Source organism: Cupriavidus sp. FW305-46 (assembly GCF_058787075.1).
Window position 1 is genome coordinate 100,857 of sequence record NZ_JBYSZI010000016.1, and the last position, 11,561, is coordinate 112,417.

Genomic DNA, 11,561 nt, shown 5'->3' on the forward strand with positions numbered 1-11,561 from the left:
CGTCAGGCCCAGTCGCGCGCTGGCAGGAAATCGGTGTACAGCGCCGCTTCGGGGCTGCCCGGTTCCGGTTGCCAGTCATAGCGCCAGGTCACCAGCGGCGGCATCGACATCAGGATGGATTCGGCGCGTCCGCCCGACTGCAGGCCGAACAGCGTGCCGCGGTCGAACACGAGGTTGAATTCGACGTAGCGCCCGCGCCGGTAGGCCTGGAAGCCGCGCTCGCGCTCGCCGTAGGGCGTGTCCTTGCGCGCCTGCAGGATCGGCAGGTAGGCGTCCAGGAAGGCGTCGCCGACCGATTGCATCATGGCGAAGCTGCGCTCGAAGCCCAGCGCGGAGAAGTCATCGAAGAAGATCCCGCCCACGCCGCGCGCCTCGTTGCGGTGGCGCAGGAAGAAATACTCGTCGCACCACTGCTTGAAGCGCGGGTACAGGTCGTCGCCGTAGGGCGCCAGCGCCTGCTGGCAGGTGCGGTGGAAGTGCGCGCAGTCGCCGGCGTCGCCGTAGTAGGGCGTCAGGTCCATGCCGCCGCCGAACCACCATACCGGCTCGGCCCCCGGCTTGAGCGCCAGGAAGCAGCGCACGTTCATATGGACCGTGGGCACATAGGGATTGCGCGGGTGGAACACCAGCGACACGCCCATGGCCTCGAAGCTGCGCCCGGCCAGTTCCGGCCGGTTGGCGGTGGCCGACGGCGGCAGGGTGTCGCCGCTCACGTGCGAGAAGCCCACGCCGGCGCGCTCCATCACCGCGCCGCCTTCCAGGATGCGGGTGCGGCCACTGCCGCGCAGGCGTTCGGTGGGCGGTTTCTCCCAGGCGTCGGTCAGGAACGGCTGGCCGTCGATGGCACCGATGGCATCGGTGATGCGGTCTTGCAGACCGAGCAGATAGGCACGGACTGCCTGGGAATCGATCATGGTTGGCGGAAAGCGGATGGACCGGGCTGAGGGCGGCCTGGCAGCCTTGGCGGCTGCCAGGCGCGTCACAGCGTTGTCACGATTGTACCGGCTGAGGCGGCCGGCGGGTCGCGCAGGTCCAAAGCTGGCCGGCAAGGCGGATCAGCCATGCCGGCCGGAACGGCGTTTGCCGGGAAGGATCAGCGCTTGATGGCGCGGTAGCCGATGTCGGTCCGGTACTGCATGCCGTCGAAGCGGATCTGCTCGACCGCGGCATAGGCGGCGCGCTGCGCTGCCTTGACGGTGTCGGCCAGGCCCACCACGCACAGCACGCGCCCGCCCGAGGTCAGCAGGGTGCCGTCCTTGAGGGTGGTGCCGGCGTGGAAGGTCACGCTGTCGTCGGTCTCGGCCGGGATGCCGGTGATGGCATCGCCCTTGCGCGGGCTGTCGGGATAGCCGTAGGCGGCCATCACCACGCCCAGCGCGGTGCGGCGGTCCCAGTCCAGCTCGATGCTGTCGAGCTTGCCGTTGACGGCGTGCTCCATCACATCGACCAGGTCGGTCTTCAGGCGCGCCAGGATCGGCTGGGTTTCGGGGTCGCCCATGCGGCAGTTGAATTCCAGCGTCTTCAGGTTGCCGTCCTTGTCGATCATCAGGCCGGCGTACAGGAAGCCCGTGTACGGGATGCCGTCCTTTTCCATGCCGCGCACGGTCGGCAGGATGATCTCGCGCAGCGCGCGCGCATGCAGCGCGGGCGTGACCACCGGGGCGGGGGAATACGCGCCCATGCCGCCGGTGTTGGGCCCGGCGTCGGCATCCAGCAGGCGCTTGTGGTCCTGGCTGGTGGCCAGCGCCAGCACGTTCTTGCCGTCGACCAGCACGATAAAGCTGGCTTCCTCGCCGTCCAGGAACTCTTCGATCACCACGCGCGCGCCGGCGTCGCCGAGCTTGTTGTCGGCCAGCATCATGTCGACCGCGGTGTGCGCTTCTTCCAGCGACATCGCCACCACCACGCCCTTGCCCGCGGCCAGGCCGTCGGCCTTGATCACGATCGGAGCGCCCTGGGCGTCGATGTAGGCGTGCGCCTGGGTGGCGTCGGAGAAGGTCTGGTAAGCGGCGGTCGGGATGCCGTGGCGCTCCATGAACGCCTTGGCGAAGTCCTTGGACGATTCCAGCTGCGCGGCAGCCTGGGTCGGCCCGAAGATGCGCAGGCCCTTGGCGCGGAAGATATCGACAATGCCGGCGGCCAGCGGGGCCTCGGGGCCGACCACGGTGAAGGCCACGCCCTCGCGCTCGGCAAAGGCGGCGATGACCTCGGGGTCGGTCAGCGGAACATTCTGCAGGCGCTTGTCGAGCGCGGTCCCGCCGTTGCCCGGCGCCACGTACACCACCTGCACCTTGGGGGACTGGGCCAATTTCCAGGCCAGCGCGTGTTCACGTCCACCCGAGCCGACAACCAATACTTTCATGATCACTGCCAGAAAAGAAACACATACTAAAAGGCGGCGGCCTGGGCTGTGTCCGGGGCGCCGCCGATGGGGGCTTGTTGCAGCTTAGTCTTCGATCACCGCATTGGTGAAGACTTCCTGCACGTCGTCCAGGTTTTCCAGGGCGTCGAGCAGTTTCTGCATCTTGGCCGCGTCGTCGCCGGCAAAGCTGACTTCGTTCTGCGGCTTCATCACCACGTCGGCCACTTCCGCCTTGAAGCCGGCGGCTTCCAGTGCGGCCTTGACCGCCGAGAAATCGTTGGGCGGGCAGGTGACTTCGATCGAACCGTCGTCGTTGGTGACGACGTCGTCGGCGCCGGCTTCGAGCGCGGCTTCCATCAGCTTGTCTTCCGGCGTGCCGGGGGCATACAGGAACTGGCCGCAGTGGGTGAACATGAACGCCACCGAACCTTCGGTGCCCATGTTGCCGCCGTGCTTGGAGAACGCATGGCGCACTTCGGCCACGGTGCGGGTGCGGTTGTCGGTCAGGCAGTCGACGATGATGGCCGCGCCGGCCAGGCCGTAGCCCTCGTAGCGGATTTCTTCGTAGTTGGCGCCTTCCATGCCGCCCACGCCGCGCTGGATCGCGCGCTGGATGTTGTCCTTGGGCATGTTCGCGTCCATGGCCTTGTCGATCGACAGGCGCAGGCGCGGGTTGGAGTCGACATCGCCGCCGCCGAGCTTGGCGGCAACGGTGATTTCCTTGATCAGGCGGGTCCAGATCTTGCCGCGCTTGGCGTCAGCGGCGGCCTTCTTGTGTTTGATATTGGCCCATTTCGAGTGACCGGCCATGATTCTCTCCGAAGCGGAATGCGGTGATCTGCGGTGATGTTGTGCGGGGTTGCCATGCGCGCCGTGGCCGGGTGGCAAAGCCCTCGGACAGCGCGCGCCAGGTGACGGATATGCCTGGCGGCTGGCTATAATCAGCCCAGGATTTTATCACGCGGGCCTGCCCGCGCCGCTGCCGTGGCGAGTCCCGCGGTGCCAGACCTCAAAACCCCAGGAACATCATGGCCGACCCCATCCTCATCGCCAAGAACGCCGAACATGAACTGGTGCTGCTGCCGCAGATGGGCAACCGGCACGGGCTGATCACCGGCGCCACCGGCACCGGCAAGACCGTCACGCTGCAGACCCTGGCGCAGGGCTTCTCGCGACTGGGCGTGCCGGTCTTCATGGCGGACGTCAAAGGTGACTTGACCGGCATTTCGCAGGCCGGCCAGCCGTCCGACAAGCTAAAACAGCGCCTGGCCGACCTGAACCTGCCGGAGCCGGCATGGGGCGCGTGCCCGACCACGCTGTGGGACGTGTTCGGCGAGAAGGGCCACCCGGTGCGCGCCACGGTCTCGCACATGGGCCCGCTGCTGCTGTCGCGCATGCTGGAGTTGAACGACACCCAGCAGGGCGTGCTGAACCTGGTGTTCCGCATTGCCGACGCCAATGGCCTGCTGCTGCTCGACGCCAAGGACCTGCGCGCCATGCTGCAGTACGTCGGCGACAACGCCGGCCAGTTCACCACCGAGTACGGCAATATCTCGGCCGCCTCGGTCGGCGCCATCCAGCGCGGGCTGATCGCGCTGGAATCGCAGGGCGGGGACGTCTTCTTCGGCGAGCCGATGCTGAACCTGGAAGACTTCATCCAGACCGAGAAGGGCCAGGGCGTGGTCAATATCCTGGCCGCCGACAAGCTGATGAACGCGCCGCGGCTGTACGCGACCTTCTTGCTGTGGATGCTGTCCGAGCTGTTCGAGAAGCTGCCCGAGGCCGGCGACCTGGACAAGCCCAAGCTGGTGTTCTTCTTCGACGAGGCCCACCTGCTGTTCAACGATGCGCCCAAGGCGCTGCTCGACAAGATCGAGCAGGTGGTGCGGCTGGTGCGTTCCAAGGGCGTGGGCGTGTACTTCGTCACGCAGAACCCGATCGACATCCCCGACACCGTGCTGGGCCAGCTGGGCAACCGCGTGCAGCATGCGCTGCGCGCCTTTACCCCGCGCGACCAGAAGGCGGTCAAGGTGGCGGCCACCACCATGCGCGCCAACCCCAAGCTGGACCTGGAAACCGCGATCAGCGAACTGGGCGTGGGCGAGGCCCTGGTGTCGTTCCTTGACGCCAAGGGCACGCCCTGCGTGACCGAGCGCGCCTGGGTGCTGGCACCGGGCAGCCGCATCGGCCCGGCGACGGAGGAAGAGCGCAGGCAGCTGATTGCAAGTTCGCTGGTGGCGGGCACCTACGAGAAGACCGTGGATCGCGAATCCGCCTATGAAAAGCTGCGCGGCAGCGTGGCGACGGTCGGCAATGGCAACGGCAAGGGCGCTGGCGGCGCGCCGGCGGGGCAGCCAGCGGGCGAGCAGGACAGCGGCTGGCTCGGCACGGCCGGCGACATCTTCGGCACGCTGACCAAGGGCACCGGCAAGACCGGCCGCGGCGATTCGATCCTGGAGTCGATGGCCAAGTCGGCCGCGCGCACGGTGGGCTCGCAGGTCGGGCGCGAGCTGATCCGCGGCGTGCTGGGGAGCCTGCTGGGCAAGAAGAAGTAAAGACCCGGACTGACGCAATGACGGAAAGGGCCGCGCGAAGCGGCCCTTTTCCTTAGCGGCGCTGCGCTTGTTGCTGCGCCTTGGCCGCTGCCGCATCCTCGCGCATCTTGCGCGCGAACATCCGCGCGAAGAACCACCCCATGCCGATGATGAAGACGATCACGCCCAGGCTCATCAGGCCGGTGCTGGTACTGAACAGGATCTTGAAGGCTTCCATGCTTGGCTCCCTTTGCTTTGGCGATGGCCGCCGGCGAGGTCTCGCCGGCGCCTGCCGCCAGTGTAGGGAGCCCTGTGGCGCGGACTATTGAGGCCGGTCAAGCGCAAGCCAGCCCGCCGCGCGCCACTCAGTTCTTGGTGCCGAACAGGCGGTCGCCCGCATCGCCCAGGCCCGGCACGATGTAGGCGTGCTCGTCGAGATGGCTGTCGAGCGAGGCCACGAACAGCTGCACGTTCGGATGCGCCTTCTGGAACACCTCCACGCCCTCGGGCGCCGCCACCAGCGCAACGAAGGTGATGGCCTCGTCCTTCACGCCGCGCCGCTTGAGCACATCCACGGCATGCGCAGCCGAATAGCCCGTGGCGACCATCGGGTCGCACAGGATGAAGCTGCGGTCCTCCACGTCGGGCAGGCGCACCAGGTATTCCACCGGGCGGTGCTGCTCGTCGCGGTACACGCCGATATGGCCGATGCGCGCCGACGGGATCAGCTCGACCAGGCCGTCGCTCATGCCCACGCCCGCGCGCAGCACTGGCACGATGGTCAGCTTCTTGCCGGCGATCACCGGCGCGTCCAGCTCCACCAGCGGCGTCTCGATGCGGCGCGTGGTCAGCGGCAGGTTGCGGGTGATCTCATAGCCCATCAGCAGCGTGATCTCGCGCAGCAGTTCGCGGAAGGTGCGCGTCGACGTTTCCTTGTCGCGCATGTGCGAGAGCTTGTGCTGGATCAGCGGGTGGTCGAGGATGAACAGGTTGGGAAAGCGCGGGTCTTGTTTCATGGCTGGCGGCGAGGGCTCGGCGGGATAGGGGCAAGCAGGTGAAGCGGGCGGCGAGATCGGGTCGACCAGCGCGCCGCGCCGTTGCAGCCGGATTGTAATGGAAGCGGGCCGCCCTGCCCGTGGCTTCGCTTTCGGGACCCGCCACGCCAGCGCCGCCGGCGGGCTCCCTGAACTGCCGGGAGCGTCCGGCGGCGCCTTGCGCTAGTCGAGCGCGCGGTTCTTCGACTCGATATCCACCATGTAGATGGCGATTGCCGCCACGGCAAGAAATGACGAAAGCAGCGCAAGGGCGAGGGTGAACTGGCTGGCCATGATCGGTGCAATGATGGACGGCGCGAACAGGCCGCCAAAGCGCGCCATCGCACCCGCAGTGCCCATCCCGCTGGCCCGCAGGTCGGTCGGGTACACCTCGGGCGTGAAGGCGTAGAGGGCGCCCCAGGTACCGAGGAGCGAGAAGCTCATCAGCAGGGTCGAGCCGACGATAAGCGCGGTGGACGTACCCAGGCTGTAGAGCATGCAGCCTGCCGCGCTGAGCAGCAGGAAGCCGATCAGGGTCGGCTTGCGGCCCCAGCGCTCGACGCCGTGCGCGGCCAGCGCGAACCCGGGAAGCTGCACCAGCGCGAGCACGATCAGGAAGACCTGGCCGCGCATGAAGCCAAAGCCCTGGCCCGCCAGCTTGACCGGCAGATAGACGAAGACGCCGTAGTAGGCGATCGAGATGAGCGCCCAGGCGGCAAGCAGGCAGATGGTGCGGCGCCGGCATCCGCGCGCGAACAGCGCAAAGACCGACTTGCGCTCCATCGGCTGCGGCTCCAGGTTGCCGATTTCAACGGACACGCGATTGGCGGTGGCGACACGCTGCAGCACCGCGCGCGCCTCGGCCGAGCGTCCCGATTTATTCAGGTAGAGCGGAGACTCGGGAACAAAGAAACGGAACACCACGCCGACCAGGGCGGGGATGCCCGTGACGAGGAAGATCAGCCGCCAGGCATCATTGCCTCGCGACACGGCGATCAGCGCAAGAATGGCGAGCAGGATCGTGCCGACGGCCCAGAACGACTCCAGCAGGACCAGCCAGCGACCGCGCCGGTCCGAGGGCAGGAACTCGGCCATCATGGTGTAGTCGACCGGCAGCGTGCCGCCAACGCCGATGCCGGTCAGGAAACGCAGCAACAGCAGCCACTGGAAGTCCGGTGCAAAGGCTGAAGCGACACCGCAGATGGCGTCGATGACCACCGCCATCATCAGCACTGGCCGGCGTCCGATCCTGTCAGCCAGCCGGCCGAACACGAAAGCGCCGATCAGCATGCCGACAAAGAACATCGTCCCGGTCTGCAAGGCCGTCGGTACGGGAATGCCAAACGTCGCCGCGATCGACGGCGCGGTGAAGCCGATCGACAGCACCTGCATCGCGTCAGCGAGCCAGACCAGGCCGAAGATGACAAAGAGCCGATACTGGAACCGGCCGACGCCGGCCGCGCGGATGCCTTGCTCGATCGTGATGGTTTGAGACGACGCTCCCCTCGCGCTGGGCTGCGGAGCCGAGCCTAGCGTGACTTCCGGGATGGTCGTTGTTGCCATGGATGAAATTGATGACGACATGTTGTCTACCTGTCTTTATAGGCTGGTTCTTGAACTCGGACGCACACGTTTATCGAAGCGGGGCCAGACGGTACTGACTAATGCGTGATGATCACACCGGGGCAGTCGCACCGAATTGCAACGAAACGTGGTGAGTACTCCAATTGGCGAGGCTGGAACTAACCTGGTAGCACGCTCGCGACACCTGCTTGATTCTGATACGACATAGTCACTCCTTGTTGTCTACCCTTGGTTGGTCCAGGCCCGGCCTCCCGGTCGGCGCTGCGGGGGACTATGCAAGCCCCGGGCCAGCGCTTCCGGTGATGTAAAGGGCCAATCTTTTAGTTTTGTTGTCTCGTCTGCCGCTTGCGGCGCGCCGTCCTTGTGCGGGGAGGCACCGCTGCGAGCCACGCGGCACTCATGTAGTGCGCACTACATGATCGTTCAGCGTAAGCTACATGAAACTGGCGGGCAAGGCCGAATTGCGTTTTCCCTCCTCGGGGTTTTCCCGCGCGTGGCGCGCATGGCGCCGGCGCGGGAATGCACGTGTCCCTGCCCGGTGGCGAAGCGCCTTGCCAGGCACGGCGTAGGTGCGGTCAGCGTGGATGCGGAAGGCCGGCGCGCCGGCCCCGCAAGGTCTGGATTAGTCCTAGTGGGCAGGCGCCGCGCGCAGGCGCGCGACGGTGTTCTCCAGGTCCTGCCATGCGGGTTTGTCGGGCGCAAAGCGCGCGCGCAGGTACTGCGTCAGTTGCGCGATCTGCTGGTCGTCGAGCGTGTCGGCATAGGCCGGCATCGCCCCCAGTTCGCTGTTGGGCGGTGCCGGCATGCCTTGCAGCAGCACCTGGATCACGTTGTCCGGCAGCTTGCTGTGCAGGTTCGTATTGAGCGCCAGCGAAGGCTTGACGCCGAACTGGGCGATGCCCTGGTCCGACTGGTGGCAGACCGCGCATGCGCTCTGGTACAGGCGTTCGCCGGGACCGCCCAGGGTGCGCGCGGCCTGCGCGCTGCGCTGCTCGATCTGCGCTGCCTGTGCGGCCAGTACGGCAGGCGAGGGCGCTGGCGTGCCGAACGAGGCCACGTAGTGCGCAATCGCGCGCACGTCGGACTCAGGCAGTTGCGCCAGTTCCTCGACCACCGGTGCCATCGGTCCGGCCGCGGCGCCATGGTGCGGTGCATAGCCGCCGCGCAGGTAGGTGAACAGCGCCGCTTCGGTCCAGGGCAGCGGTGCTTGCGACAGCGCGGTCAGAGGCGGCGCTTCCCAGCCTTCGGCGCTGCCGCCGGTCAGGTACTGGCGGCCGCCCTTTTCGCCGCCGAGCGCGTTGCGCGGCGAATGGCAGGCGCTGCAGTGGCCCAGCCCTTCAGCCAGGTACGCGCCGCGATTCCATTGCGCGGAGCGCGACGGGTCCGGTGTAAAGCGCTCGTTGCGATGGAACAGCAGGTTCCAGCCGGCCAGCAGCGGGCGCACGTTGAAGGGGAACGCCAGCTGCGTCTGCGGGACTTCGGCTTTCACCGGCTCTGCCGACATCAGGTACCCGTATAGCGCCTGCATGTCGCCGTCGCTGATCTTCGCGAATGCGGTGTACGGGAACGCGGGATACAGGCGGCGCCCGTCGCGGTGGATGCCCTCGCGCATGGCGCGCTCGAACGCGGCGAAGGACCAGTTGCCGATGCCGGTCTGCACATCCGGGGTGATATTGGTGCTGTAGACCGTGCCGAAGGGCGTCTCCAGCGGCAGGCCGCCGGCGTTCTTCACGCCGCCCGGCACGGTATGGCAAACCGCACAGTCTCCCGCGGCGGCCACCAGCCGGCCGCGTTCGAGCGTGGCGGCGGAATAGAAGCCCGCTTCGGGCGGCGCCACCGGTGCGATCGGCGCGCGCCAGGGCAGCAGCGTGGCGCACACGCCCGCAGCGGCAGCGGCGGCTGCGGCGATCCAGCCGCGCTTGCTGCGCTGGTTGCCGGGCCTGGCTTCGGCCAGCGCCAGGCGGATGCGGTCGGCGCTGAAGGGCGGCGCGCGCAGGCGCACGCCGGTGGCATCGTAGATGGCATTGGCCACGGCCGCGGCGGCGGGCATGGTGCCGGTCGGGCTGGCAGCCAGCGCGTCATGCGGGGCGAGCGTGCCGGCCAGGCGGACTTCCGGCAGGGCGCTGCCCGGCACGGCTGGCAGCGCCTGGCTGGCAGATGGCGCCTCGGCCGGCCAGGTGTCGAAGGCGGGCGTGGCCGACGCCAGCTGCAGGGCAGCATCGGCCACGGCCAGCTCCAGCGAGCGCGCGGACTGCGCGGCTTGCGCGCGCGGCAGCGATTCACTGTCATGCCCCACCGTCACGCGCTTGACCGCCAGCTCGCCGGTGGTGCCGTCGACCTCGACCTCGGCCACCCATGCCGACCAGGTCTGCCCGGCTTCGTGATCGATGGTGTGGGCATAGGCAAAGCCGCGGCCGCGCTGTACGTTGCCTGCCGCTGTGTTGGCGCGGGGCGCGGCCGGCGTCCAGGCGGCGCGCTCGGCCACTTGCCGTACCAGTGCCGTGCCGCGCGCATCGTCGAGATGCGCCAGCCGCAGCGCGACCGGATCGGTGCCGGAGGCGGCGGCAAGCTCGTCGAGATGGGATTCCCGGGCGAACACCTGGGCCCGGGCGGCCGCCAGTGGCGCGGCATCGAACGCGGCGGCGTTGCCTGTCGCAACCAGGTCGACATGCGGGATGCGATAGGGCGGCATGGCGGTGTCGCCTGCGTGGTCGGCATCGATGCCGTCCGCCACGGGCGATGCCGTATGCGTCAGCCACAGCGCCAGCGGTACGGCCGGGGCGGCGGTGCCCGCCAGCGTTGCGGCGTAGGCTTCGATGGCAGTGCCGGCCAGCGCGGTGTCGACGCGCATATCGAGCGCGGCATCGGCAAGACCCAGGTCGGCGGCACACAGCCGACGCATCACGGGCAGTCCGGCGGCGTGGGCCAGCAGCGCCGCGTCGGCGGCGGCGTGCGGCGCGAGCAGGGCGGGGTCCGCGCGGTCGTCGGGCGCCTGCCAGCAGGCCAGCACCACCTGTTGCGGCGCGATGCCCAGCAGCGCGGCAAGCTCGGCGCGCAGCGCGCCAGGGCGCGTGCTCGGCAGCCACACGGTCAGCTTGCCGTCGCGCCAGTCGGCGACGGCCGTGCAATACGCCTCGCCGCGGGTGCCGGCCAGCGGCCACTGGTAGTGCTGCGTGTGGCGCGCATCGGCGCCGGCCAGCACCGCATCGGCATTGCCGCGCCGGGCCAGCGCGTGGCGCGTTACCGGCGCGTCGTCGGCGCGGGGCGGGGCGGACCATCGTGCCTGCAGCGCCTGGATTGCGTTGGCGGCCTGTGCGCCGGAAGCCGCCGCCACGCCGGCAAAGTTGTTGCGGATGACGACCGCGCGCACGCCCGGCAGCGCCAGCGCGGCCTCGCGCTGCGCGCCCAGCAGGCGTGCCGCCAGCGGCTTGCCGTCGATCCAGCGCAGGCCAGGCGGTGTCAGCACCCGGGCAACCAGGCAGTCGGCGGCGGGCGGCGGCATGCTGCCCGCGACCGCGGTCGCAGGGGTGGCCTGGGGCACGAGTCCTTCGTTCACGATGCGGCCCCCGCGGCCGCTTGCCGTTGCAGCATCGCGGCACGTTGCACCGCGCGCACGATTTCCACGTGGGTGCCGCAGCGGCACAGGTTGAAGCGCAGCGCCTCGCGGATCTGGGCCTCATCGGGATCGGGATTCTGCGCGAGCAGCGCCTTGGCGGTCATGATCATGCCATTCAGGCAATAGCCGCATTGCGCGGCCTGCTCGTCGATAAACGCTTGCTGCACCGGGTCGGGCTGCGCATCGGTGCCCAGTCCTTCCAGCGTGGTGACGGCGTGCCCGACCACGGCCCTGACCGGCAGCACGCAGGCGCGCGCCGGCATGCCGTCCACCAGCACCGTGCAGGCGCCGCACTGGCCCAGGCCGCAGCCGTACTTGGGCCCGTTGCAGCACAGGTCGTTGCGCAGGATGTAGAGCAGCGGCGTGTCAGGGGCCACGCTCAGCGTGTGCTCGGTGTGATTGACTTGCAGCGTCAGGGGGCGGGGCGTGTT

Annotated in this window: 9 protein-coding genes; 1 reads left to right on the plus strand and 8 read right to left on the minus strand. The window is 68.5% G+C overall.

Annotated elements, in window-relative coordinates:
• Window positions 1-2: 2 nt before the first annotated feature.
• The 3 genes from hemF to AC3WON_RS10615 form a co-directional block, all read right to left on the minus strand.
• A complete protein-coding gene (gene hemF / locus AC3WON_RS10605) occupies window positions 3-914 on the minus strand; it encodes an oxygen-dependent coproporphyrinogen oxidase (protein WP_492351765.1) in 912 nt (303 codons plus the stop codon).
• A 179-nt stretch (window positions 915-1,093) separates the two neighbouring features.
• Window positions 1,094-2,362 carry a phosphoribosylamine--glycine ligase gene (gene purD / locus AC3WON_RS10610; RefSeq protein ID WP_010812906.1) on the minus strand — a complete coding sequence of 423 codons (1,269 nt, stop codon included), beginning with the start codon at window positions 2,360-2,362 and terminating at the stop codon, window positions 1,094-1,096.
• Window positions 2,363-2,446: 84 nt separating this feature from the next.
• Window positions 2,447-3,172: a YebC/PmpR family DNA-binding transcriptional regulator gene (locus tag AC3WON_RS10615; RefSeq protein ID WP_010812905.1), complete on the minus strand. Its 726-nt coding sequence runs from the start codon at window positions 3,170-3,172 to the stop codon at window positions 2,447-2,449.
• A gap of 218 nt (window positions 3,173-3,390) precedes the next feature.
• Between AC3WON_RS10615 and AC3WON_RS10620 the strand changes: the two genes are divergently transcribed.
• Window positions 3,391-4,917 carry a helicase HerA-like C-terminal domain-containing protein gene (locus tag AC3WON_RS10620; RefSeq protein WP_492351766.1) on the plus strand — a complete coding sequence of 509 codons (1,527 nt, stop codon included), beginning with the start codon at window positions 3,391-3,393 and terminating at the stop codon, window positions 4,915-4,917.
• 52 nt (window positions 4,918-4,969) lie between these two features.
• On the opposite strand, the gene AC3WON_RS10625 is transcribed toward AC3WON_RS10620, so the two are convergent.
• The 5 genes from AC3WON_RS10625 to AC3WON_RS10645 all read right to left on the minus strand — a co-directional run.
• A complete protein-coding gene (locus AC3WON_RS10625; protein ID WP_010812903.1) occupies window positions 4,970-5,134 on the minus strand; it encodes a DUF3149 domain-containing protein in 165 nt (54 codons plus the stop codon).
• A gap of 127 nt (window positions 5,135-5,261) precedes the next feature.
• Complete coding sequence (gene upp, locus AC3WON_RS10630; RefSeq protein WP_010812902.1) at window positions 5,262-5,912, minus strand: uracil phosphoribosyltransferase; 651 nt, start codon at window positions 5,910-5,912, stop codon at window positions 5,262-5,264.
• 201 nt (window positions 5,913-6,113) lie between these two features.
• The gene (locus AC3WON_RS10635; protein WP_492321435.1) at window positions 6,114-7,514 is read right to left on the minus strand and encodes an MFS transporter; all 1,401 of its coding nucleotides are present in this window, start codon (window positions 7,512-7,514) and stop codon (window positions 6,114-6,116) included.
• Between the two features lie 628 nt (window positions 7,515-8,142).
• Entirely contained in the window at window positions 8,143-11,016 is a 2,874-nt protein-coding gene (locus tag AC3WON_RS10640) for a c-type cytochrome (RefSeq protein WP_492351769.1), read from the minus strand.
• 50 nt (window positions 11,017-11,066) lie between these two features.
• Window positions 11,067-11,561: (2Fe-2S)-binding protein (locus AC3WON_RS10645; RefSeq protein ID WP_492351767.1), on the minus strand; the 495-nt coding region annotated here is incomplete at its 5' end.